This window comes from Pseudomonas sp. UF-293, assembly GCF_058245595.1.
In genome coordinates this window covers 35672-58954 of record NZ_JBSICA010000004.1, presented here as the reverse complement: position 1 = coordinate 58954, position 23283 = coordinate 35672, and the positions used below count along the sequence as shown (strand labels likewise).

Below are 23283 nucleotides of genomic sequence, written 5' to 3'. Positions count from 1 at the left end.
ACCTGAGCTGGATAAACCCGGAAAAACTTCAATCATTCAAAAGCCGAGCTTGATAATGGATTTGTTTCAGTCGATGGGCGTTTACGTCAAAGTGGTCGAAGGCGGGAGCATGACCGCAGCCGCTTTGCAGTGCGACATGTCGACAACCATGGTCGGCAACCACCTGCGTGCGCTGGAGCAACGCCTCGGCGTGCAATTGCTGCAGCGCACCACCCGCCGCCAGCGGCTCACCGAGTTCGGCAGCGTCTATTACCAGCGCTGCCTGGACGTGCTCGGTCTGGTCGCCGACTCCGAACGCCTTGCCGAACAAGCCCTCGACGAGCCACGCGGCTTGCTGCGTATTGCCGCGCCGCTGACCTTCGGCGTCGAACGCCTGACCCCGGCGCTCAGCGAATACGCGTTGCTGTATCCGCAAGTGAAACTCGACGTGGTACTGACCAACGGCCGCCCGGACCTGCTGGAGAATGGCCTCGACGTCGCATTCCGGCTGGGCAGTTTCGATGAGTCTTCCAACCTGATCGCCCGCCCTTTGATCGACTACACCCTGACGGTCTGCGCCTCCCCCGAATACATCGCGCGGCGCGGCATGCCGCACACGCCACAGGACTTGCAACAACACGACTGCCTGTCGTTCGCCTACCCGGCTGGGGATGACTGGCAATCGGTGGAAAAACGCTGGCGTCTGAGCGGCCCTGAGGGCGAAGTGCTCGTCGACGTGAGTGGCCCGCTGCTGATCAACAGCTCCGCCGGTCTGCACCAGGCGGCGCGCAACGGCATGGGCATCATGATGCTGCCCGACGCGCTGGTGGAGCAGGATCTGCGCGACGGCAAACTGGTCAGGGTAATGACGGACTACCAACCGCCGAGCAGGCCGATGCATCTGTTGTATGCGCAGGATCGCTATCGATTGCCCAAGCTGAGACGGTTTGTCGAGTTTGCGATGCGTACTTGGGGGAAACCCGCTGACGCCATGCTCGGAAAATAACGCACGCCGGGAAAAATCCCGACCACCAGACCGTTGCTCCGTGACAACGCCGCCCCGCTCCCCTAAATTAGTCGGCCTGAAAAAGACCTCGTGCTTTCTCGTCTCAACTCAAGTTAAAAAGTAGTGAAATTTCAATGTCCGATTTCAACACCGCTGAATCCGTAGTCACCCAGTCGTCCAAAGCGGAATACGAAAACTCCATCAATCTTTCACAACACCTGCCCCAAGCCAAAATCATCAGCGAGATGGTCCTCGACGCGTTCCAGTCGACCCGCGAAAGCGACCAGATCCGCGAATTGCGTGCGGCGATCCGTCAGGCGCATGACAGCTTTGATGACGACAAGGCATACGAGCTGATGGGCGAACTCAAGCGCCTGAAAGACGCCGAGGCAGCCGACATCGCCGCGCTGGAAGACCTGAGCAGCAAGTTCTCGATCGGGCGCATTTTGTCCAGCTTCAAGGACGATCCGGCGTTTCAGGAAATCGTTTATGGCTTGGCGCTTAAAGTGCTGAATCAGACCCATCAGGCGATCAGCAACCCGAGCGGCGGCAAGAGCAAGGCCGCAAAAAAGAAAGAAGTGGAAATCTTCACTATCAGCAAGGACGGCACCAGCGTAACCCTGCCAATGCGCACGCCGCGTTCGCGTCTGAGCGTTGACCGTGAAGCGCTGGAATTCCTCGGTTTCACCTTTGTGGGTGAAGGCGATGAAGCCGAGCTGGAGAGCGAAACCTTCTTCGATAACGCCGGTACGGAACAGGCGGTGAACCGCAAGAACATCATCACCGCGCTGCAGCAGCAGACGGCGTTTGATGGTTACAGCATCGCGGCGCAGTAAGCTGCCAAGCGCTTGTGAAAAAGCCCCGCACTGAGCGATCAGGCGGGGCTTTTTGTTTGAGGCGGGGATAACCTCAAGCCGACGGATGCAAAGCCGCAATCATGTCCACTTCAACCGCCGCATTCTTCGGCAACTGATACACGCCGATGGTCGTGCGCGTATGCCGTCCGGCATCGCCCAGCACATGGCTGAACACGTCCGAAGCGCCGTTGGCCACTTCGCTCAGGTCGACAAAGTCAGCAGTCGACTTCACATACACCGTGACCCGCAACAACGCGCGAATCTTGTCCAGCGAACCGACCGCATCGACGATCAGCGCCAGACAACGCATGGCGCTGATGCTCGCCGCTGCTTGTGCATCCTTGAGGTTCAATTCCAGCCCCACGCGACCGGGATAGAGAATCTTGCCATTGACCCGCGGCACCATGCCGCTGATGTAGAGCTCATCGTGATGACGGATCAGCGGCGCGTAATTGCCACCGGCGGTGTTCTCGCCATAGATGTCGTAGTTGAGTTCTTCGGCCAAGGCGATAAAGCGCTCATCGCAGGTCATCCGTTCGGTCATTGCGCCCAGCCTTTTTGAGTTAAGCCAATTATCTAGCGAGTTGAAGGCCGCAACAGGATCGCGGACAAACCGCTGACATATTTGGATCCAAATCTAGGTCTTTTACCTGCTCTGCGCAACCACCCTTTATAGCGGCCGATTTCACAGTACTTCAGCTTTCAACCACACCAAAAATCAGTAGGACGGGCACTTCGCTACGATTGGCTCGTTCCGGCAGCGAACCTAAAGTTTGAGGGAACCGAATCAAGCAATTCAGCCCTCTGCCGGGCAACTTTAGCTACTTATTTGCAGTTATATAAAAATCTCACTATAACTATGAATAATTTCGTATGAGAGCGAGCTGTGGATAAGAATACTAACCCCTTCAATCCCGGAGCAGGAGTTTCCCCGCCGGAACTAGCAGGGCGATCAGAAGTACTGGAAACGGCAGACACCGCATTGGCGCGCACGAAGCGCGGCAAGCACGCCAAATCCCTGATGATATTGGGCCTGCGCGGTGTCGGAAAAACAGTGCTTCTGAATCAGATCAAAGATCGAGCTTTGGCATTGGGTTATCTCGCCGAAATGCAGGAGGCCCATGACGGTGCGGAGTTGAAACAGCTCCTGATTCCGGTGTTACGCCGAGTGCTGTTGCGTTTGGACCGAGTGCAGAACACGGTCGAGACGGTCAAAAGAGGGATACGCATACTTCGTAGCTTTATCGGCAATATCACTATCGCGGCGGGTGGGGCCGAAGTTACGCTGGGCGGAGACTCCGAAGCTGGCTATGCCGACAGTGGCAATCTGGAAGATGATCTTCGTGACGTTCTGATAGCAACAGCGGAGGCCGCGAGGGACGCAGGCATACCAGTCGCCATTCTGATTGACGAATTACAGTATCTTTCAAAAGATGAGCTTGGCGCGCTTATTCGCGGCATCCACGCAGTCAATCAGGCAGCTCTCCCTCTGATTCTTTTTGGCGCGGGTCTTCCGCAGCTGGCGGGGCAAGCAGGCGATGCCAAAAGTTATGCGGAGCGACTATTCGAATTTCCTCGTCTGGGCGCTCTCTTAGAGATAGATGCCTGGAAAGCCTTACGTGATCCTGTTGAAGAAGAAGGCGCCAGTATCTCTGACGATGCATTGCGTGAGATTTTTGAAAAAACCCACGGCTATCCCTATTTTTTGCAGGAGTGGGGCTATACCGCTTGGAACATTGCCAAAGTACAGACCATAACCGAGGCCGATGCGCAGGCAGCGACAGAGGAAAGCATCCGTAAACTTGACGAGTCTTTTTTCAGGGTCCGCTTTGATCGGACCACGCCGGCTGAAAGGGACTACATGCGTTGCCTTGCCGAGCTGGGAGAAGGACCGCAACGCTCTGCTGACGTTGCTAAAGCGCTGGGGCGAAACGCTACGAGCCTGGGCCCCGTACGCGATAGCCTGATCAAAAAGGGCATGATCTACAGTCCGGAATACGCACTGATAGCATTTACCGTTCCGCTGTTCGATGAATTCATGAGGCGTGTGACTGCCTCACCACTTGCTTAAACGTCGCATTAGCTCACACACCCATCAAGCCGCCGCCACAAGCTGTTGGGCCAAGGGAGCAGGCAAATCGGCACACTCCAGGCCAACCAACAAAAAACCCCGCACATCTCTCAACGTGCGGGGTTTTTCCTGAAGCTTGCAAACCTTACGGCGCGTACGTGAGCAGCAGCTCTGTCGGCACCTTGAAGTCCAGGGACATCATGACGCTCAACGCAGTGATGGTGAAGATCGAGAACACGAACAGCTTGCGTGCCCAGACGGTGTCATCGACTGCCTTGTAGCCGGTCCAGGCCATGTACAGCCAGTACATGCCCATGGCGGCGGCGACGGCGAGGTAGCTCATGCCGGCGTAGCCGCTGAAGGTCAGCATCAAGGTCGCCACGAGGAACGCCAGGATGTAGAGCAGGATGTGCTTCTTCGCCACTTGAATGCCGCGTTTCACTGGCAGCACCGGAATCGATGCGGCCAGGTAATCATTGAAACGGAAAATCGCGATGGCGTAGGAATGCGGCATCTGCCACAGGCTGAACATCACCAGCAGGGTCAGTGCGGCCATGTCGAAGCTGTTGGTCACGGCAACGTAACCGATCACTGGCGGCATGGCGCCCGACAGACTGCCCACCAGCGTGCCGTGAACCGACTTGCGCTTGAGGTACAGGCTGTAGAAGCCGACGTAGATGATGAAGCCGATTACTGCGAACAAGGCAGCCAACGGGTTGGCCACCTTGTACAACAAGGCAACGCCGAGAACACCCAGAATGGTCGCGTAAACCAAGGCCAGTTTCAGGGAGATGAGGCCCTGGACCAGCACACGGTTCTTGGTGCGTTCCATCTTCAGGTCGATGTCGCGGTCGATGCAGTTGTTGAACACGCAACCGGAGGCCACGACCAGGGAAGTACCGATCATGGCGGCCAGAAACACCGCCAGATCGACATGCCCTTTCGAGGCCAGGAAGAACCCGCCTGCCACAGAAAGCACGTTACCGAAAATGATCCCCGGTTTGGTGATTTGGATAAAGTGCTTGAGCGACATCGGGTCTACCTCACTTCGCCATCATGTACGTGTGGATGCTGAACATGATCCACAGCGACAGGCCAACCAGCAGCACGATCACGATCGCCGTAAAGACGAATGCGATCACGTTGTTACGCTGTGCAATGGAACGGTCCAGGTGCAGGAAGTAATACAGGTGAACGATCACCTGGATCACTGCGAACAGCAGAACGATTGCCAGCGTCGTCGACTTCGGCAGGGTCGGGTACATCACCAGACCGAACGGAATGACGGTCAGGATTACCGACAGGATGAAGCCGATGGCGTACGACTTGACGCTGCCGTGGCCAGCATCGTGGCTGTCATGGGAGTGTGCATTAGCCATTACAGAGTCCCCATCAGGTAAACAACGGTGAAGACGCAGATCCAGACCACGTCCAGGAAGTGCCAGAACAGGCTCAGGCAGCTCAGACGAGTCTTGTTGGTCGACGTCAGGCCATGCTTGTTGACCTGATACATCATGACGCCCATCCAGATCAGACCGGCCGAAACGTGCAGACCGTGGGTACCGACCAGGGTGAAGAACGCCGACAGGAAGCCCGAACGGCTAGGACCGAAGCCCTCGGAGATCAGCAGGTGGAACTCGTTGATCTCCATGGCGATGAAGCCCGCGCCGAGCAGGAAGGTCATGAACAACCAGCCCAGGACCGCCTGCTTCTTGCCCTTGTACAACGCCAGCATGGCGAAGCCGTAGGTGATCGAACTGAACAGCAGCAGAGCGGTTTCGCCCAGCACGTATGGCAGTTCGAAGATGTCGTGGCCCGACGGGCCACCGGCAACGTTGTTTACCAGTACTGCGTACACCGCAAAGATCGACGCAAACAGAATGCAGTCGGTCATCAGGTAGAGCCAGAAACCGTATACGGTCATCTCGCCCGAGTCGTGGTGATGGTCATCGTGCCCATGGTCACCATGGGCGTGTCCAACATTGGTCACTAAGTTCGACATGGTTTAAGCCTGTTCCAACGAGGTTTCAACACGGGTGGCATTGGCCGGGATTTTCCCTGCCGCGACCAGACGCTTGTGCTGCTCGGCTTCGATACGCTCGATCGTTTCAACCGGAACCATATAGCCCTGGTCGTCACGTGCAGCGTGGATCACGAAGTAAACGACGGTGCCCACCAGGCTCGCGATCGCCAGCCACCAGATGTGCCAGATCATCGCGAAACCGAAGACGGTCAACAGCGCGCCCATCACTACGCCAGTGGCGGTGTTGTTCGGCATGTGGATCGGCTCGTACTTGGCCGGACGCTGGTACGCAGTACCGTTTTCCTTGGCTTCGGTGAACGGGTCGATGCAGTCAGCCTTAGGCAGCACAGCGAAGTTGTAGAACGGTGGTGGCGACGAGGTCGACCATTCCAGGGTGTGTGCATTCCACGGGTCACCGTGATCGCAAACGTTCTCTGGCTTGTTGCGGTCACGCACACTGACGTACAGCTGGATCAGTTGGCAGGCGATACCGACAGCGATCATCACCGCACCGAACATGGCAACGTACAGGTACGGTACCCACTCAGGGTTGGTGGTGGCGTTCAGACGACGGGTCATGCCCATGAAGCCCAGTGCATAGAGCGGCATGAACGCGACGAAGAAGCCCGAGATCCAGAACCAGAACGCTGCTTTACCCCAGCCTTCGTGCAGCTTGAAGCCGAACGCTTTCGGGAAGTAGAACGCGAAGCCAGCGATGTAACCGAATACCGCACCGCCGATGATCACGTTGTGGAAGTGCGCGATCACGAACAGGCTGTTGTGCAGCACGAAGTCAGCACCCGGGATGGCCAGCAGTACGCCGGTCATGCCGCCGATGGCGAAGGTCACCATGAAGCCCAGAGTCCACATTACCTGGCTGGTGAAGCGCAGACGGCCCTGGTAAATGGTGAACAGCCAGTTGAACAGCTTCACACCCGTCGGGATGGAAATCAGCATCGTCGCCAGACCGAAGAAGGCGTTGACGCTTGCACCCGAACCCATGGTGAAGAAGTGGTGCAGCCAGACCATGAAGCCCAGTACCGAGATCGCGCCCGAAGCGTAGATCATCGAGTGGTGGCCGAACAGTTTCTTGCCGGTGAACGCCGAGATCACTTCCGAGAAGATGCCGAATGCCGGCAGGATCAGGATGTAAACCTCAGGGTGGCCCCACGCCCAGAACAGGTTGACGTACATCATTGGATTGCCACCAAGTTCATTGGTGAAAATGTGGAAATCCATGTAGCGGTCAAGGGTCAGCAGTGCCAGGGTCGCGGTCAGGATCGGGAACGAAGCCACGATCAGAACGTTTGCCCAGGTGCAGGTCCAGGTGAAGATCGGCATGTCCATCAGTTTCATGCCAGGGGTACGCATTTTCAGTACGGTCGCGAGGAAGTTGACCCCGGTTAACGTCGTACCCAATCCGGATAGCTGCAGCGCCCAGATGTAGTAATCCATACCCACGCCAGGACTGTATTGCAGACCCGACAGCGGCGGATACGCAACCCAACCGGTCTTGGCGAACTCGCCGACACCCAGCGACAGGTTGATCAGCACAACGCCGGACACCAGCAGCCAGAAGCTCAGGGAGTTCAGGAACGGGAACGCAACGTCACGCGCGCCGATCTGCAGCGGCACTGCAAGGTTCATCAGGCCGGTGAAGAATGGCATCGCCATGAAGATGATCATGATCACACCGTGAGCGGTGAAGATCTGGTCATAGTGTTCAGGTGGCAGGTAGCCAGGCGAACCCTCGGTGGCCATCGCCAGCTGGGTACGCATCATGATCGCGTCGGCAAAGCCGCGCAGCAGCATGACCATGGCGACGATGATGTACATCACGCCGATTTTCTTGTGGTCGACCGAAGTCAGCCACTCGGTCCACAGGTACGTCCACTTCTTGAAGTAAGTGATCGCAGCGAACAGCGCCAGACCACCGAGGGCGATCATGGCGATGGTCACCATCACGATCGGCTCGTGGAATGGGACTGCTTCCCAACTTAATTTACCAAACATCGTTTACTCCTCTGCCCCGGCAGCTGAATGCGAACCCGCGTCAATATCCGTGGCCGCCACTTCTTTCTCTTTCTTCTCGTGCTTCAGCGGCTTGCCCGGCTTCATACCTTCGTACTTGTCGACGATGATCTGGAACTGGTTCGGCGTGACCGACGAGTAGAGTTCGACTGGGTTGTTCTGGCTCGGTTTGGCCAGGGCCGCGTATTCAGCCTGATCAAGCTGTTTAGGCGACTTCTTGACTTCACTTACCCAGGCGTCGAAATCTTCCTGAGTGGTGGAGATAGCCTTGAATTTCATACCGGTGAAACCGGCGCCGCTGTAGTTGGCGGAGATACCGTCCATTTCAGCGTTGCGGTCGGCGATCAGGTGCAGCTTGGTCTGCATGCCCGCCATCGCGTAGATCTGGCCGCCCAGGCCCGGGATGAAGAAGGAGTTCATCACGGCATCGGAGGTGATCTTGAAGTTGATTGGCGTGTGCGCCGGGAACACGATCTTGTTGACCGTGGCAATGCCTTGTTCCGGGTAGATGAACAACCACTTCCAGTCCAGCGCGACGACTTCGATGGTCACCGGCTTGACGTCAGACTCGATCGGACGATACGGGTCCAGCTCGTGAGTCGAGATGTAAGTGATGTAGCCCAGGGCGATGATGATCAGCACCGGGATGGTCCATACGGCCACTTCGATCTTGGTCGAGTGCGACCACTTCGGCGTGTAGACGGCGTTCTTGTTCGAAGCGCGGTACTTCCAGGCAAACAGGAAGGTCATGACGATGACCGGCACGACGACCAACAACATCAGCAGCGTGGCGGTGATGATCAGGTTGCGCTGTTCCAGGCCGACCTGGCCCGTTGGATTGAGCAAGGTCATGTTGCAGCCTCCCAGCAACAACGTGCCGAGCAGCGGCACTAGGCCTAGTAATCTGGGGTACCTGTTTTTACTCATCTCACGACCTCTAAAGCAGCTTGCGCAATGCAGTTGGGTTTTGATCGCCAACACTTCACCCTGCCAAGGGTTGGCATTTTCTTTGGATTGAATAAGGGCCGCCCGTCGCGCGTTACACGCTCGACAAAACCTTGGGACAGCGTTCAGTTCTTATTCGAATTCGTGGTCAAAGGCCTTGTTACAGACCAATTCCATTTGGTGCGGAAAATTGGAAAGGCACCGACACCAGGGTGTCTCGAAAGCCTCGCGGCTCGCTCGACACCCGACCTCCTGATCAGTTCCTTGATAAAGGCTGAACAGCGCCGGGAATTCAGTGCGGGCGATTGTAGATAGGTAGCGCCCTATACACCATGTCTTATCCCGAAATAATTTTTATCACTCAGAGCAACAATCCATCGCCATTTTTGCAAAAGTTGCGCAGGTTATCGAAAGCGCTTCTCAACAAAACCGGCAAAATCTGCAAGCGTAATCGCCTCAAATCAGACAGCTCTGCAAGCCCTTTACAGCCGCGTGCTCGGCGCAAAGCCCGATGTTCCAAGGGCTTCGGCCAATTGCCGACACCTGTTAAAACTGCCTGATCTGGCACATCCGTTCTGAAGCCCGAAAACGTTTAAACTGGCCAATGTTTTTATGTAACAGGCGACCAATCCGCCGCTTCGCCAGCCTCTGCGACAGCCCGCGTGTGACAACATGTCGCACACTTGCCGCACACTTCGTTGCCGTTCGTCACGGTGTTTTCACAAACGCCCTGAAATGCAAAACGCCCCGATTTTCAGCAACGAAAATCGGGGCGTTTTGTTTATCGGCAGGTCTGCCGAGAAGTTGACTCAGTGCAGCGCTTTTCGATTACGCGAAGTCAGCAGAGGCACCAGAATGACCACCAGCACGAACGCCACCAGCGCCCATTGCGCCAGCGACAGACCGAGGATCGGCGGATACGGCGTCGAGCAGAAACCGTCGACCTGGAAGCCCAGCGGGAAAATCTTCGCCAGCGGCAGATCATCGACAATCGGCTGCAGCACATCGACACCACAACTCACCGCCGGATAGAACTGCGTATAGACGTGGTGCCCGGCCACCGCGACCCCGGCGAGCGCACAGATCACCACCAGTGTCTCGAACACGGTGATGCTGCGACGGCTGCGCATGCCCGCACCGATGAAGGCGAACAGTGCAATCAGCAACAGTGCATAGCGCTGCAGGATGCACAGCGGGCACGGTGCCTCGCCCAATACGACCTGCATGTACAACGCACCGCCGATCAACGCCAGGCAGATGATCCCCAGCAGCACCAGATAGCGCCGCTCACGTCCCAACCGCATCGTTTCCTCGCTCATTGCCTTTCCCTTGTAAGTCCATGGTCCAGCCGGCCGGCGACTGAAATTGTCGCAAGTCTACACCGGGGCAATAAACGATAGAGCGGTTAAGGAATGATTAACCAACAAAGCTTTGCGGCGCGCAGAAGATTCGCGAGCAGGCTCGCTCCCACAATGGCTCTGCGTCGGACACAAGTCCTGTGGGAGCGGGCTTGCCCGCGATGAAAGCGACTCGGTCTCAGATCATTCCAGAGCAGAAGCCGGCCCGAAGAATTCGTAGCGGCTCTGTTTCTCCGGTACGCCCAACGCTTTCAGATGCCGCTTGATCGCGCCCATGAACCCTTTCGGCCCGAGGAAATACGCATCGACGTCACGCTGCGCCGGCAGCCACTCGCCGAGCAATTCTTCGCTGAGCATACCGACCCTGTCCGCCGCTGGGCTCACGCCGTCTTCTTCGGCGTAACAATAGAAGCGCTTGAGTTGCGGATGACGCGCCGCCAGCCCATCGACCCAGTCACGGAACGCATGGACGCTGCCATTGCGCGCGCAGTGGATAAAGTGCACCGGACGTTCGGTCGCCAGCGCGGCTTCCAGCATCGCCAGCGTCGGGGTGATGCCGACGCCGCCACTGATCAGCACCAGCGGCTTGTCGCTGGCCGCCAGGGTGAATTCGCCCGACGGCGGGAACAGCTGAATGCTCGCGCCGACGTGCAGTTGATCATGCAGATAGTTGGACGCGCGACCATTCGGTTCACGCTTGACGCTGATGCGGTACTGACCGTTATTGGCCAGTGCCGACAGCGAATAGTTGCGGCGGATTTCTTCACCGTCGAGGATCAGCTTCATGCCGATGTACTGACCCGGTTCGGCCGCAAGAATCGGCCCTTTGTCTGCCGGTTCGAAGTAGAACGAGGTGATTTCGGCGCTCTCCTGCACTTTCGCCGCAACGATGAATTCCCGCGCACCGCGCCAGCCGCCGACGGCTTGTTCCTTCTGGTCATAGATCGCGGTTTCCGCGCCGATCAGGATGTCGGCCAGTTGCCCGTACGCAGCGCCCCACGCACTCATCACCTCAGGCGTGGCGATCTCTTCGCCGAGCACTTCGGAAATGGCACGCAGCAGGCAGGTGCCGACGATCGGGTAGTGTTCCGGCAGAATCTGCAGGGCGACGTGTTTGTTGATGATCTTCGCCACCAGATCGCCCAACTGGTCGAGCTGATCGATGTGCCGCGCGTACATCAGCACGCCGTTGGCCAAGGCACGGGGCTGATCGCCACTGGCCTGATGCGCCTGGTTGAACAGTGGTCGCACCTGCGGGTATTCGGAAAGCATCATGCGGTAGAAGTGTGTGATCAACGCCTCGCCGCCGCTTTCCAGCAGAGGCACGGTGGATTTGACGATGGCACGATCCTGGACGCTAAGCATAAAGTGACTCCTGCGCTTTCTTGAAAGATTGCCTTAGGGATATCAGCTTTCGTGCCAACTAATTAATCCTTTAGATTCAATAGCTTGAAATCTACATAGTCATTTCGACACAAATGGACGTATAGTCATCGCGACTACACCTTGTCTCTTTGACTACAAAAGATCATGTCCGCCAAATCCTTGCTTACCGCTCTGTTGCCTCTGGTCGCCGACCTGTCCCGCGAACTGCCCGAAGGGGAGCGCTATCGGCGGCTGCTCGAAGCCATGCGCGCCTTGTTGCCCTGCGATGCTGCAGCGTTGTTGCGGCTGGATGGCGAATCATTGGTGCCGCTGGCGGTGGATGGCTTGAGTACCGATACCCTCGGCCGGCGCTTCAAGGTCAGCGAGCATCCGCGTTTCGAAATCCTGCTGGCCGGCGCCGGGCCGACGCGCTTTGCCGCCGACAGCGACTTGCCCGATCCTTATGACGGATTGGTCGATGGTCTCGACGATCATCTTGAAGTTCACGACTGCCTCGGCTGTCCTTTATTTGTCGATGAAAAACTCTGGGGGCTGATCACCCTCGATGCGCTCGACCCCGAACGTTTCGAGCCGATCGAACTTGATGCCCTGCAAGCCTTCGCCAGCCTCGCCTCGGCCACGGTCAACGCCGCCGAACGCATCGAACGGCTGGCCACTCGTGCCGAAGACGAGCATCAGCGCGCCGAGGTTTACCGTCAGGCCAGCGGTCAGCAGAACCGCGAAATGATCGGCCAGAGCAAAGCGCACAAACGTCTGGTGGAAGAAATCAATCTGGTCGGCGGCAGTGATCTGACTGTTCTTATCACCGGCGAAACCGGCGTCGGCAAAGAGCTGGTGGCCCAAGCCATCCACGCTGCCTCCGCGCGCGCCGACCAACCGATCATCAGCCTCAACTGCGCTGCCCTCCCCGACACGCTGGTGGAAAGCGAACTGTTCGGCCACGTGCGCGGCGCCTTCACCGGCGCCACCAGCGACCGTCGCGGCAAGTTTGAATTGGCCAATGGCGGCACGCTGTTCCTTGATGAAGTCGGCGAGCTGTCGCTGACGGTCCAAGCCAAGTTGTTGCGCGTATTGCAGAGCGGCCAGTTGCAGCGCCTGGGCTCGGACCAGGAGCATCAGGTCGATGTGCGTCTGATTGCGGCGACCAATCGCGATCTGGCCGAGGAAGTGCGCAGCGGTCGCTATCGTGCCGACTTCTATCACCGTTTGAGCGTGTATCCGCTGCGGGTGCCGGCGCTGCGCGATCGTGGGCGTGATGTGTTGTTGCTCAGCGGCTTCTTTCTCGAGCAGAACCGCTCGCGCATGGGCTTGAACAGCCTGCGCTTGAACAGTGATGCACAGGAGGCGCTGCTCGCTTACACCTGGCCGGGCAATGTCCGGGAGCTGGAGCATTTGATCGGGCGCAGTGCGCTCAAGGCGCTGGGTAATTGCAAGGTGCGGCCGAAGATTTTGAGTTTGAGCGCGGCCGATCTGGATTTGCCCCGTGAGGTTGTGGATAACGTGGCTGCGCCTGCCAATGCAGACCTGGCGAATGTGATGCCGATGATCGGTGGTGACTTGCGCAATGCCACCGACGAGTTTCAGCGGCGGTTGATCAGCGCAGTGCTGGAGCGTCATCAGAATAACTGGGCGAGTGCGGCTCGGGAGTTGGCGGTGGACCGGGCGAATCTTGGGCGGATGGCCAAGCGCCTGGGGATGAAAAGCTGAAGTGCCAATAGCCTAAAGCCCACCCCATTCAAGCCGATAACCCGGCATCAAAGGTTTCTGGCGATTTCCACTCTCGCCCATCCACAGAAGGTTCTTATGTCCTCCACCAAAGCCCGCGCAGATTCACTTTCGCTTCTGCTGTTTACCTTGCGCAGCGGCAAGCTGATGGCGATCAACCTGCTGAAAGTCAGTGAAATCATCCCCTGCCCGCCGCTGACCAAGCTGCCGGAGTCGCACCCGCACGTCAAAGGCATCGCCTCGCTGCGCGGTGCATCGCTGTCGGTGATCGATCTCAGCCGCGCGATCGGCGAACGGCCGCTGGAAGATCCCAACGGTGGCTGCCTGATCGTCACCGATGTCAGCCGTTCCAAGCAGGGTCTGCATGTGCAAGCGGTGAGCAAGATCGTTCATTGCCTGACCACCGACATCAAGCCGCCACCGTTCGGCTCCGGCGGCTCACGCGCCTACATCACCGGCGTGACCTCGGTGGACGGCACGCTGGTGCAGGTGCTGGACATCGAAAAAGTCATCCACAGCATCGCCCCGGCGCAGATCGAGATGGCGCCGACCGACCTGACCATGGAAGACGCCGAAGTACTCGGCAACGCGCGCATTCTGGTGGTCGATGACAGCCAGGTGGCGCTGCAGCAATCGGTGCACACCCTGCGCAACCTCGGCCTGCAATGCCACACCGCGCGCAGTGCCAAGGAAGCCATCGACTGTCTGCTCGACCTGCAGGGCACGGCCCAGCAGATCAACCTGATCGTCTCCGACATCGAAATGTCCGAGATGGACGGCTACGCCTTCACCCGCACCCTGCGCGAGACCCCGGACTTCGCTCATTTGTACGTCTTGCTGCACACCTCGCTCGACAGTGCGATGAACAGCGAGAAGGCGCGGCTGGCCGGTGCCAATGCGGTATTGACCAAGTTTTCCTCGCCGGAACTGACCCAACGTCTGATCGAAGCGGCCAAGCACGTTGCGGCCAACGGGCACTGAATCTTGGCCGAAGCGTTTTGCTTTCTGCTGCGGCGCGACTTGAGTGAAGCGGTGCCGGATGCCCAATGGCCGGCCGGGATCGAGCTGTCCGTCTACCGCGAGGAACTGGCACCGGCAGTGCATCAGTTGATGCAGCTCGGACAGCTGGAAGGTGGCGGTCGAGTACCGCCGCTCGAGGAATGGCAGCAGCGGTTTGCCAGCAATCCTGAATACGATCCCTCGTTGTGTTTCGTAGCCTTCGATTCCGAGGGCGTGGTTGGCGTGGCGCAGTGCTGGACCAGTGCGTATATCAAGAACCTGGTGGTACACCGGCGAATGCGGGGCCAGGGGCTTGGGCGGGCGTTGTTGCTGCATGCCTTCAGCGCCTTTCAACAGCGGCGCGAGGGGTTTGTCGATTTGAAGGTTCTGGAGGACAACCGGCCGGCGCGGCGTTTGTATGAGAGTGTCGGGATGTATGTGGTCCGCCGGGAATTGGTGCCGGACTGATCAAAGTCAAAAGATCGCAGCCTCCGGCAGCTTCTACAGGAAACCGCATATCCATGTAGGAGCTGCCGAAGGCTGCGATCTTTTTGCGGTGTCCCAGGCAACAAATCTCTTTAGACAGACTCCAACCTTGGCCACCCAGAACCAAGGACGCCCACCGTGAGAATCCTCACCGCAAGCTTGCTCAGCCTCACCGCCCTGGCTTCCCAGGCCCACGCCTCCAGCCCCGACGCCTGGGCCGCGTACGACAAAACCGTGCTCGCCAGTTGCACCAAGGCCAGCGGTCTGAAAAACGTTAAACCGGTCGGCACCCCCGCGCAATTCGATGACCGCGTCGGTTACACCGCCGTTCTGCTACAAGGCCAATACCCGCAAAAACACATGAAGGGCCAGCAAGGCAGCGAGCTGTGTCTGTACAACAAACAGTCGAAAACCGCGTTCGTCACCGAGTGGGATTCGATTCGCCCGGCCACGAAAACCCACTGAGTGGCGCAGTCCTTGCTTCGATCCGGTTCTGTGCGATGGTTTTCCGCCGTCGTTTCACGCCCTGATTGAAGAAAGATCGCTCAATGAATACGAGGTTTTCCTGCGTAGGTTGCGGCAAGTGCTGCACCGACCACCATGTCCCGTTGACGCTGGCCGAAGCCCGTATGTGGGCGGTCGATGGCGGTCAGGTGATCGTGCTGGTCGAGGCATTTCTCGGCAATGGTCTGGGCCTGCCGGCGCAGCAACGTGAACATGCCGAGCGCCGTTCTGCGGTGGTCCGCAGTGGCACGACCAATGCTCATGTGGCGATCACCTTCGCCGCTTACAACGTCGGCCCCTGCCGGAATCTTGACGACGACAAGCGCTGCCGGATCTACGAGCGCCGTCCGCTGGTCTGCCGGATTTACCCGGCGGAAATCAATCCGCACATCCCGCTCAACCCGGCTGCCAAGGATTGCCCGCCGGAATCCTGGGAACAGGGGCCGGAGCTGATTGTGGGGGGTGAGTTGGTTGATCGGGAACTGGTTGAGCTGATCCAGCGTTCGCGTCAGGCGGACCGGGATGACATCAAACTCAAGGACGCAATCTGCGCAATGCTAGGGATTCGCACCACAGCGCTCAAGGGTGACGGGTTTACCGCGTATTTGCCGAACATGGATGCATTTGCGAAGGTGATCGACCAAGTGAGCGCGCAACCGCTGGCGGCGCAAGCCAGTGAATGGCTGTTTCATTTGTCTGGCGATGATGTCGCCGGACAGGTACTGGCTGCGGGCGGGCAGGTGGTGACGGAACCGGCGCAGACTTATGCGTTTATCTCATTGCGCGCGGCTTGATCTGGCATTTGTGGTGTAGCGGCTGTCGCTTTCGCGAGCAGGCTCGCTCCCACATTGGATCTGCGCCAAACACAAAACCTGTGGGAGCGAGCCTGCTCGCGAAGAGGCCAGCACAAGCACCATCACTTTCCGATGTCAGCGCTTGCCCATCGACCGACGCGTGCCCGGCGGCGCCATGCCCGGGGTCTTGGTGTGGCCATTCTTCGCGCCATTCTTGTACCACGGCTGATTCGAGCCTTTCGCCGAGGCCAGTTCGCCCGGTTTGAACGGGAACTTGAACGCCGGGATCTCGGCCTTGGTTTCGCTGGTGTCAGCCACTTCAGCCGGGACGTCGCTCACAGCGTCGTCAACCGGCGGTTGGGTCAGGGAAGTCATAAAAGCTCCGGGAACAAAAAGTCGGCCCGATCAGTGAGCCGCAAAGGCGCGCAGTATACCTGTGCGCTCTGGCTCGGCATCTGAAGATTTGCGGGATGCGCCGAATGGCTGCGATAGGTCCCTTCCAGGGTCTTATCAGCTCAACGGTAATCGCAGCTACTGCAATTAACGCAGGAAACTGACAATCCTGACAGCCAGCCGTCACCCTGCCGACCGCCTGAGCGGTTTATAACGGGTCAATCTGCCCAAACTCCAGACTTCGGCGCCGCGCATGTCCATCCAGAAAAACAAAATCCTGCTGGCCACTCTCCTGATTCTGCTGGCAGCAGCCGGCCTGTGGTTCGCGCTCAAACCAGCGCCGGCCAAACTGGCCAGTCCGACCGCCATCCCGGTACGCGTCGTAACGGTCAGCGCCAAAGACGTGCCGCGCTATACCAGCGGCATCGGCTCCGTACTCTCGCTCCACAGCGTGGTGGTGCGCCCGCAGATCGACGGGATCCTGACGAAAATCCTGGTCAAGGAAGGTCAGCTGGTCAGAGCAGGCGACCTGCTCGCCACCATCGACGACCGCTCGATCCGCGCCAGCCTCGACCAGGCCCGGGCGCAGTTGGGCGAGAGCCAGGCGCAGTTGCAGGTCGCGCTGGTCAATCTCAAACGCTACAAACTACTCAGCGTCGACGACGGCGTGTCGAAACAGACCTTCGATCAGCAACAGGCCTTGGTCAATCAGCTCAAAGCCACGGCGCAAGGCAATCAGGCCTCGATTGATGCGGCGCAGGTGCAACTGTCCTACACGCAGATTCGCTCTCCGGTTACCGGACGCGTCGGTATTCGTACGGTCGATGAAGGCAATTTCCTGCGCATGACCGACACCCAGGGCCTGTTCACCGTTACCCAGATCGACCCGATTGCCGTCGAATTCTCGCTGCCGCAGCAGATGCTGCCGACCCTGCAAAGTCTGATCAGCGATCCGCAACGCGCGCCGGTCAAGGCGTACATCGGTGCCGACAGCGATGGCGAAACCGGTAATCTGCTCGGCGAAGGTCACCTGACCCTGATCGACAATCAGATCAACGCCAACACCGGCACCATCCGCGCCAAGGCCGAGTTCGCCAATGCCAGCCAGAAGCTCTGGCCGGGTTTGCTGGTGACGGTAAAAATTCAGACGGCTGTGGATAAAGATGCGCTGGTGGTTCCGCCCACCGTCGTACAGCGTGGCCTCGAACAACACTTCGTTTACCGCGTGCAGGACGACAAGGTCGAGGCGGTGCCGGTGCAGATGGTTTATCAGGGCAGCGGTCAGGACATCATCAAAGGCGTCAACGCCGGTGACGTGCTGGTGACCGACGGCCAGTCGCGGCTCAAACCGGGATCGAGCGTGCAAGTCATGAGCGAGCCAGCGCAAGTGGTGCAGGCGGAGCCCAAGCCATGAGCTCGCACAAAGGCATTTCGACCTGGTGCATCGATCATCCGGTGGCGACGATTTTGCTGACCATCGCTCTGGTACTGGTCGGCGCAATTGCCTTCCCGCGCTTGCCGATTGCGCCACTGCCAGAAGCGGAATTTCCTACGATCCAGGTCTCGGCGCAGCTACCCGGCGCCAGCCCCGACACCATGGCGTCCTCGGTGGCCACGCCGCTGGAGGTGCAATTCAGCGCCATCCCCGGCATGACCCAAATGACCTCAAGCAGTGCGCTGGGCTCAACCCTGCTGACCCTGCAATTCACCCTCGACAAAAGCATCGACACCGCCGCCCAGGAAGTGCAGGCGGCGATCAACACCGCCGCCGGCAAGTTGCCCAAGGACATGCCAACGCTGCCAACGTGGAAGAAGGTCAACCCGGCCGACAGCCCAGTGCTGATCCTCAGCGTCAGCTCGACGCAGATGCCCGGCACCGAGCTCAGCGATCTGGTGGAAACCCTGCTGGCCCGGCAGATCAGTCAGATCGACGGCGTCGGCCAGATCAACATCACCGGCCAGCAACGTCCGGCCATTCGCGTGCAGGCCTCGGCGGACAAACTCGCGGCGATTGGCCTGACGCTGGCCGACATTCGACTGGCGATCCAGCAGACCAGCCTCAATCTGGCCAAAGGTGCGCTGTACGGCGAATCGAGCATCTCGACATTGTCGACCAACGATCAGTTGTTCCACCCTGAGGACTACAGCCAGCTCATCGTTTCCTACAAGGATGGCGCCCCGGTTCACCTGCGCGATGTCGCCAAAGTCGTCAACGGTGCGGAAGATGCCTACGTGCAGGCCTGGGCTGGTGATCGTCCGGGAGTGAATCTGGTGATCTCGCGCCAGCCCGGCGCCAACATTGTCGAGACCGTCGACCGCATTCAAGCCGCCCTGCCCGGTCTCGAAGCGATGCTGCCGGCCTCGGTGCAGGTGAAAACCCTGATCGACCGCACCCAGACCATCCGCGCCTCGCTGCATGAAGTCGAGATCACTTTGCTGATCGCAATCCTGCTGGTGGTCGCGGTGATGGCGCTGTTCCTGCGCCAGTTGTCGGCGACACTGATTGTCTCGGCGGTGCTCGGCGTCTCGCTGATCGCCAGTTTCGCCCTGATGTACGTGCTGGGTTTCAGCCTGAACAACCTGACACTGGTGGCGATCGTCGTCGCGGTCGGCTTCGTCGTGGACGATGCGATCGTGGTGGTGGAAAACATTCATCGCCATCTCGAGGCCGGCGATGACATGCGCGAGGCAGCGATCAAGGGGGCCGGCGAGATTGGCTTCACCGTCGTTTCGATCAGCTTCTCGCTGGTGGCGGCGTTTATTCCACTGCTGTTCATGGGCGGTGTGGTCGGGCGGCTGTTCAAGGAATTCGCCCTGACCGCGACGTCCACGATCATGATTTCCGTGGTGGTGTCGCTGACGCTGGCGCCAACCCTTGCCGCGCTGTTCATGCGTAAGCCGGTACATCACGCCAACGCCAAACCCGGCTTCAGTGAACGCTTGCTCGGCTGGTACGAAAAGGGCCTGCGTCGCGCTCTCGACCATCAGAAACTGATGATCGGCGTGTTCGGGCTTTCGCTGGCGCTGGCGGTCGCCGGGTACATTTTCATTCCCAAGGGTTTCTTCCCGGTGCAGGACACCGGTTTCGTCCTCGGCACCACCGAAGCCGCTGCGGACATTTCCTACGGCGACATGGTGAAAAAACACTTGGCGATGGCGGAAATCGTCGCGGCCGATCCGGCGGTGCAGGCCTTCTCGCACTCGGTCGGGGTTTCCGGCAGCAACCAGACCATCGCCAACGGGCGCTTCTGGATCGCCCTGAAAAAACGTGGCGATCGCGATGTCAGCGCCAGCCAGTTCATCGATCGCATCCGCCCGCAGCTGATGAAAGTCCCCGGCATCGTCCTGTATCTGCGCGCCGGGCAGGACATCAACCTCAGCTCCGGCCCGAGCCGTGCGCAGTATCAATACGTACTCAAGAGCAATGACGGCGCGACCCTCGCCACCTGGACCCAGCGCCTGACCGAGAAACTGCGCAGCAATCCGGCGTTCCGCGACATTTCCAACGATCTGCAACTGGGCGGCAGCATCACTCACATCAGCATCGACCGCAGCGCAGCGGCGCGTTTCGGCCTGACCGCCAGCGATGTCGACGAGGCGCTGTACGATGCCTTCGGCCAACGGCAGATCAATGAATTCCAGACCCAGGTCAACCAGTACAACGTGATTCTGGAACTGGACACCCGACAGCGCGGCAGGGCCGAGAGCCTCAACTATTTCTACCTGCGCTCACCGCTCAGTGGCGAGATGGTGCCGCTGTCGGCGCTCGCCCGATTTGACGCGCCAACCATCGGCCCGCTGTCGATTGCTCACGACGGCATGTTCCCCGCCGCCAACATGTCATTCAACCTCGCCCCCGGCGTGGCATTGGGCGATGCGGTAATTGTGCTCAATCAGGCCAAGGCCGAGATCGGCATGCCCACCGCGATCAGCGGCAACTTCCAGGGCGCGGCGCAGGCGTTCCAGAGTTCGCTGGCCAGCCAGCCGTGGCTGATCCTCGCGGCGCTGGTGGCGGTGTACATCATTCTCGGCGTGCTTTATGAAAGCTTCGTGCATCCGCTGACGATCATTTCGACCCTGCCGGCGGCAGGCCTCGGCGCGGTGATCATGCTGTGGATCTGCGGCCAGGACTTTTCGATCATGGCGTTGATCGGGCTGGTGCTGCTGATCGGTATCGTCAAGAAGAACGGCATCCTGATGATCGACTTCGCGCTTGAGGCGCAGCGCCAGCGCGGTCTGCCGCCACAAGAAGCGATTTTCGAAGCGTGCATCACCCGGTTCCGGCCGATCATCATGACCACCCTCGCCGCCCTGCTCGGTGCGTTGCCGCTGATGCTCGGTTACGGCACCGGCGCTGAATTGCGCCAGCCGTTGGGCATAGCCGTGGTCGGCGGTTTGCTGGTCAGCCAGATGCTGACGCTGTTCACCACGCCGGTCATATACTTATGGCTCGAGCGGCTGTTTCACCGGCACTCACACCCACCTGCCCCAACGCCCGCAACGGCACTGGCGACCACAGACTGAGGCGGTCATGCGCGTTCTGATTATCGAAGACGAAGAAAAAACCGCAGACTATCTGCACCGTGGCCTGACCGAACAGGGCTACACCGTGGACCTTGCCCGCGACGGTGTCGAAGGCCTGCATCTGGCGCTGGAATGCGACTACGCCGTGATCGTCCTCGACGTCATGTTGCCGGGGCTCGATGGCTTCGGCGTACTGCGCGCATTGCGTGCGCGCAAGCAGACCCCGGTGATCATGCTCACCGCCCGCGAGCGCGTGGAAGATCGGATCAAGGGCCTGCGCGACGGCGCCGACGATTACCTCGGCAAACCGTTTTCCTTTCTCGAACTGGTCGCCCGCCTGCAAGCGCTGACTCGCCGCAGTGGCGGACACGAACCGGTGCAAGTGACCATCGCCGACCTGTGGATCGACCTGATCAGCCGCAAAGCCACCCGCGCCGGCACGCGCCTCGACCTGACTGCCAAAGAGTTTTCCCTGCTCAGCGTGCTCGCCCGTCGCCAGGGCGAAATCCTCTCGAAAACGGCCATCGCGGAAATGGTCTGGGACATCAATTTCGACAGTGACGCCAACGTCGTCGAAGTCGCGATCAAACGCCTGCGCGCCAAGCTCGACGGGCCGTTCAACGAAAAACTGCTGCACACCATTCGCGGCATGGGTTATGTGCTGGAGAGCCGTGGTGTCCAGTAACTCGATTGCCTTGCGACTCAGCGGAATGTTCACGCTTGTGGCGCTATTGGTGTTTCTGCTGATTGGCGGCGCGCTGTATCAGCAGGTGGACAAAGGCCTGGGCTTGTTGCCGGAAGCCGAGCTGGATGCGCGTTACAGCGTGCTCGAATCCACCGTCGGCCGTTACGGCACCCCGGAGCATTGGGTGAAAATCAACAACAAGCTCAAGCTGCTCGGCGAGGAAGACAAGCGCATCAGCTTCTGGATCAGCAGCGGCGATTCGCGTTACGAGTACGGCAATCTCACCCCGCAGATTCGTGCCGCCATCAATGGCCCGCTGGGCATGCATGATCTGCAACTGCCCGATCAACCGTACCCGCTGAAAGTGCTGGTCAGTCAGTTCCCGGCCAAGGATCAGCGCCCGCCGTTGCGTTTCATGATCGGCATCGACACCGAGACGCTGCATCAGACCCAGCATCACTTGCTCATCGCCCTGATCAGTCTGGCGATTGTCGGGGTGCTGCTGGCCTCGGCATTGGGCTATTGGGTCGCAAGAATCGGTCTGAAGCCGCTGATCAAACTGTCGCAGGAGGCCCAGCGACTGGCACCACCGCTGCGCGCCGGACGCTTGCGCCTGTCGCCGCTGCCGCCGGAACTGGAACAGTTTGTCGAGTCGTTCAACTCGACCCTGGAACGGGTCGAACTGGCCTATTCGCGGCTGGAATCGTTCAACGCCGACGTCGCCCATGAACTGCGCTCGCCACTGACCAACCTGATCGGCCAGACCCAGGTCGCGCTGACTCGCGGGCGCTCCGCCGAACACTATTTCGAAGTGCTGCAATCCAATCTCGAAGAACTGGAACGGCTGCGCTCGATCATCAACGACATGCTGTTTCTGGCCAGCGCCGATCAGGGCAACAAGGCGACCAAACTGACCTCGACGTCACTGGCTGACGAAGTGGCGACGACGCTGGACTATCTGGATTTCGTCCTTGAAGACGCGCAGGTTGAAGTGCAGGTCAGCGGCGATGCGCAGGTGCAGATCGAGGTCGCGCACCTGCGCCGCGCGCTGATCAACTTGCTGAGCAACGCGGTGCAGCACACCGAACCGGGTCAAGTGATCGAGGTGCACATCGAAGTTGTAGAGCATCAGGTGAGCATTGGCGTAGCGAATCCCGGGACGCCGATTGCCAGTGAGCATCTGCCGAGGTTGTTCGAGCGTTTTTATCGGGTCGATGCGGCTCGGCGCAATAGTGGCAATAACCATGGGTTGGGCCTGGCGATCGTCAAGGCGATTGCGCTGATGCATGGCGGGGATGTGTTTGTGCGCAGTGATCGGGGCATGAACACCTTTGGCATTCACCTCCCGGTCTGAAAAGATCAAAAGATCGCAGCCTTCGGCGGCTCCTACAGGTGTACGCCAAGCCCTTGTAGGAGCTGCTGAAGGCTGCGATCTTTGCTTTTGCTGTAACAGTCATTTATGAAAATCATGCTGTTTCCCGACTGCCGGCAACCTTATCTTTGCCCGCACCAAACAG

General features: G+C 59.1%; 21 protein-coding genes. 12 read left to right on the top strand and 9 right to left on the bottom strand.

The annotated features are described in order from the left end of the window. Positions 1 to 55: 55 nt before the first annotated feature. Together AC4IHP_RS06760 and AC4IHP_RS06755 are read left to right on the top strand one after the other, a co-directional pair. Positions 56 to 985: a LysR family transcriptional regulator gene (locus tag AC4IHP_RS06760; protein WP_460121314.1), complete on the top strand. Its 930-nt coding sequence runs from the start codon at positions 56 to 58 to the stop codon at positions 983 to 985. A 134-nt stretch (positions 986 to 1119) separates the two neighbouring features. After that, on the top strand, positions 1120 to 1821 hold the full coding sequence (locus AC4IHP_RS06755) for a hypothetical protein (protein ID WP_490831256.1): 702 nt from the start codon (positions 1120 to 1122) through the stop codon (positions 1819 to 1821). 73 nt (positions 1822 to 1894) lie between these two features. On the opposite strand, the gene AC4IHP_RS06750 is transcribed toward AC4IHP_RS06755, so the two are convergent. After that, positions 1895 to 2386 (bottom strand): RidA family protein, encoded by a 492-nt coding sequence (locus AC4IHP_RS06750; RefSeq protein WP_341638846.1) that lies wholly within the window; start codon positions 2384 to 2386, stop codon positions 1895 to 1897. 342 nt (positions 2387 to 2728) lie between these two features. On the opposite strand from AC4IHP_RS06750, the gene AC4IHP_RS06745 reads away from it, so the two are divergent. Further along, positions 2729 to 3913: a DUF8462 domain-containing protein gene (locus tag AC4IHP_RS06745; protein WP_460121318.1), complete on the top strand. Its 1185-nt coding sequence runs from the start codon at positions 2729 to 2731 to the stop codon at positions 3911 to 3913. 145 nt (positions 3914 to 4058) lie between these two features. Here the strand turns inward: AC4IHP_RS06745 and cyoE are convergent, their stop codons facing one another. From cyoE to hmpA, 7 genes are all read right to left on the bottom strand, one after another. After that, positions 4059 to 4946, bottom strand: coding sequence for a heme o synthase (gene cyoE / locus AC4IHP_RS06740; protein ID WP_016773305.1), 888 nt, complete (start codon positions 4944 to 4946; stop codon positions 4059 to 4061). Positions 4947 to 4956: 10 nt separating this feature from the next. Continuing rightward, on the bottom strand, positions 4957 to 5292 hold the full coding sequence (gene cyoD / locus AC4IHP_RS06735) for a cytochrome o ubiquinol oxidase subunit IV (protein ID WP_011335842.1): 336 nt from the start codon (positions 5290 to 5292) through the stop codon (positions 4957 to 4959). Then, positions 5292 to 5915, bottom strand: a complete 624-nt coding sequence (gene cyoC, locus AC4IHP_RS06730) for a cytochrome o ubiquinol oxidase subunit III (RefSeq protein ID WP_101161990.1) — start codon at positions 5913 to 5915, stop codon at positions 5292 to 5294. Before cyoC ends, cyoD begins: the two co-directional genes overlap by 1 nt. Positions 5916 to 5918: 3 nt before the next feature. Next, positions 5919 to 7949 carry a cytochrome o ubiquinol oxidase subunit I gene (gene cyoB, locus AC4IHP_RS06725; RefSeq protein WP_041479948.1) on the bottom strand — a complete coding sequence of 677 codons (2031 nt, stop codon included), beginning with the start codon at positions 7947 to 7949 and terminating at the stop codon, positions 5919 to 5921. 3 nt (positions 7950 to 7952) lie between these two features. After that, on the bottom strand, positions 7953 to 8894 hold the full coding sequence (gene cyoA / locus AC4IHP_RS06720) for a ubiquinol oxidase subunit II (RefSeq protein ID WP_024014231.1): 942 nt from the start codon (positions 8892 to 8894) through the stop codon (positions 7953 to 7955). 827 nt (positions 8895 to 9721) lie between these two features. Further along, positions 9722 to 10231: a disulfide bond formation protein B gene (locus AC4IHP_RS06715; protein WP_460121322.1), complete on the bottom strand. Its 510-nt coding sequence runs from the start codon at positions 10229 to 10231 to the stop codon at positions 9722 to 9724. A 222-nt stretch (positions 10232 to 10453) separates the two neighbouring features. Next, positions 10454 to 11635 (bottom strand): NO-inducible flavohemoprotein, encoded by a 1182-nt coding sequence (gene hmpA, locus AC4IHP_RS06710; protein WP_490831255.1) that lies wholly within the window; start codon positions 11633 to 11635, stop codon positions 10454 to 10456. 165 nt (positions 11636 to 11800) lie between these two features. On the opposite strand from hmpA, the gene norR reads away from it, so the two are divergent. The 5 genes from norR (at position 11801) to AC4IHP_RS06685 (ending at position 16164) form a co-directional block, all read left to right on the top strand. After that, positions 11801 to 13363, top strand: a complete 1563-nt coding sequence (norR, locus tag AC4IHP_RS06705) for a nitric oxide reductase transcriptional regulator NorR (protein ID WP_490831254.1) — start codon at positions 11801 to 11803, stop codon at positions 13361 to 13363. A gap of 96 nt (positions 13364 to 13459) precedes the next feature. Further along, a complete protein-coding gene (locus AC4IHP_RS06700; RefSeq protein ID WP_016773296.1) occupies positions 13460 to 14362 on the top strand; it encodes a chemotaxis protein CheV in 903 nt (300 codons plus the stop codon). Between the two features lie 3 nt (positions 14363 to 14365). Next, a complete protein-coding gene (locus tag AC4IHP_RS06695) occupies positions 14366 to 14848 on the top strand; it encodes a GNAT family N-acetyltransferase (protein ID WP_490831253.1) in 483 nt (160 codons plus the stop codon). A gap of 156 nt (positions 14849 to 15004) precedes the next feature. Further along, positions 15005 to 15331, top strand: a complete 327-nt coding sequence (locus tag AC4IHP_RS06690) for a hypothetical protein (RefSeq protein WP_490831252.1) — start codon at positions 15005 to 15007, stop codon at positions 15329 to 15331. An 83-nt stretch (positions 15332 to 15414) separates the two neighbouring features. Further along, positions 15415 to 16164, top strand: a complete 750-nt coding sequence (locus AC4IHP_RS06685; RefSeq protein WP_490831251.1) for a YkgJ family cysteine cluster protein — start codon at positions 15415 to 15417, stop codon at positions 16162 to 16164. Between the two features lie 135 nt (positions 16165 to 16299). On the opposite strand, the gene AC4IHP_RS06680 is transcribed toward AC4IHP_RS06685, so the two are convergent. Beyond that, positions 16300 to 16539, bottom strand: a complete 240-nt coding sequence (locus AC4IHP_RS06680; RefSeq protein WP_490831250.1) for a hypothetical protein — start codon at positions 16537 to 16539, stop codon at positions 16300 to 16302. A 271-nt stretch (positions 16540 to 16810) separates the two neighbouring features. Here AC4IHP_RS06680 and AC4IHP_RS06675 point away from each other — a divergent pair, with 271 nt between their 5' ends. From AC4IHP_RS06675 to AC4IHP_RS06660, 4 genes are read left to right on the top strand one after another with little or no spacing between them, the layout of a single operon-like run. Further along, entirely contained in the window at positions 16811 to 17971 is a 1161-nt protein-coding gene (locus tag AC4IHP_RS06675) for an efflux RND transporter periplasmic adaptor subunit (protein WP_490831249.1), read from the top strand. Then, entirely contained in the window at positions 17968 to 21081 is a 3114-nt protein-coding gene (locus AC4IHP_RS06670) for a multidrug efflux RND transporter permease subunit (protein WP_490831248.1), read from the top strand. Before AC4IHP_RS06675 ends, AC4IHP_RS06670 begins: the two co-directional genes overlap by 4 nt. Positions 21082 to 21088: 7 nt before the next feature. Further along, positions 21089 to 21766 (top strand): heavy metal response regulator transcription factor, encoded by a 678-nt coding sequence (locus AC4IHP_RS06665; protein WP_016773287.1) that lies wholly within the window; start codon positions 21089 to 21091, stop codon positions 21764 to 21766. After that, positions 21756 to 23120, top strand: a complete 1365-nt coding sequence (locus AC4IHP_RS06660) for a heavy metal sensor histidine kinase (protein WP_490831247.1) — start codon at positions 21756 to 21758, stop codon at positions 23118 to 23120. Before AC4IHP_RS06665 ends, AC4IHP_RS06660 begins: the two co-directional genes overlap by 11 nt. Positions 23121 to 23283: the final 163 nt, after the last annotated feature.

Bases quoted from the DNA above. Each gene is read 5' to 3' on its own strand.
- AC4IHP_RS06760 (WP_460121314.1), top strand. From the start codon at position 56: ATGGATTTGTTTCAGTCGATGGGCGTTTACGTCAAAGTGGTCGAAGGC.
- AC4IHP_RS06755 (WP_490831256.1), top strand. From the start codon at position 1,120: ATGTCCGATTTCAACACCGCTGAATCCGTAGTCACCCAGTCGTCCAAA.
- AC4IHP_RS06750 (WP_341638846.1), bottom strand. From the start codon at position 2,386: ATGACCGAACGGATGACCTGCGATGAGCGCTTTATCGCCTTGGCCGAA.
- cyoE (WP_016773305.1), bottom strand. From the start codon at position 4,946: ATGTCGCTCAAGCACTTTATCCAAATCACCAAACCGGGGATCATTTTC.
- cyoD (WP_011335842.1), bottom strand. From the start codon at position 5,292: ATGGCTAATGCACACTCCCATGACAGCCACGATGCTGGCCACGGCAGC.
- cyoC (WP_101161990.1), bottom strand. From the start codon at position 5,915: ATGTCGAACTTAGTGACCAATGTTGGACACGCCCATGGTGACCATGGG.
- cyoB (WP_041479948.1), bottom strand. From the start codon at position 7,949: ATGTTTGGTAAATTAAGTTGGGAAGCAGTCCCATTCCACGAGCCGATC.
- cyoA (WP_024014231.1), bottom strand. From the start codon at position 8,894: ATGAGTAAAAACAGGTACCCCAGATTACTAGGCCTAGTGCCGCTGCTC.
- AC4IHP_RS06715 (WP_460121322.1), bottom strand. From the start codon at position 10,231: ATGAGCGAGGAAACGATGCGGTTGGGACGTGAGCGGCGCTATCTGGTG.
- hmpA (WP_490831255.1), bottom strand. From the start codon at position 11,635: ATGCTTAGCGTCCAGGATCGTGCCATCGTCAAATCCACCGTGCCTCTG.
- norR (WP_490831254.1), top strand. From the start codon at position 11,801: ATGTCCGCCAAATCCTTGCTTACCGCTCTGTTGCCTCTGGTCGCCGAC.
- AC4IHP_RS06700 (WP_016773296.1), top strand. From the start codon at position 13,460: ATGTCCTCCACCAAAGCCCGCGCAGATTCACTTTCGCTTCTGCTGTTT.
- AC4IHP_RS06685 (WP_490831251.1), top strand. From the start codon at position 15,415: ATGAATACGAGGTTTTCCTGCGTAGGTTGCGGCAAGTGCTGCACCGAC.
- AC4IHP_RS06680 (WP_490831250.1), bottom strand. From the start codon at position 16,539: ATGACTTCCCTGACCCAACCGCCGGTTGACGACGCTGTGAGCGACGTC.
- AC4IHP_RS06675 (WP_490831249.1), top strand. From the start codon at position 16,811: ATGTCCATCCAGAAAAACAAAATCCTGCTGGCCACTCTCCTGATTCTG.
- AC4IHP_RS06670 (WP_490831248.1), top strand. From the start codon at position 17,968: ATGAGCTCGCACAAAGGCATTTCGACCTGGTGCATCGATCATCCGGTG.
- AC4IHP_RS06665 (WP_016773287.1), top strand. From the start codon at position 21,089: ATGCGCGTTCTGATTATCGAAGACGAAGAAAAAACCGCAGACTATCTG.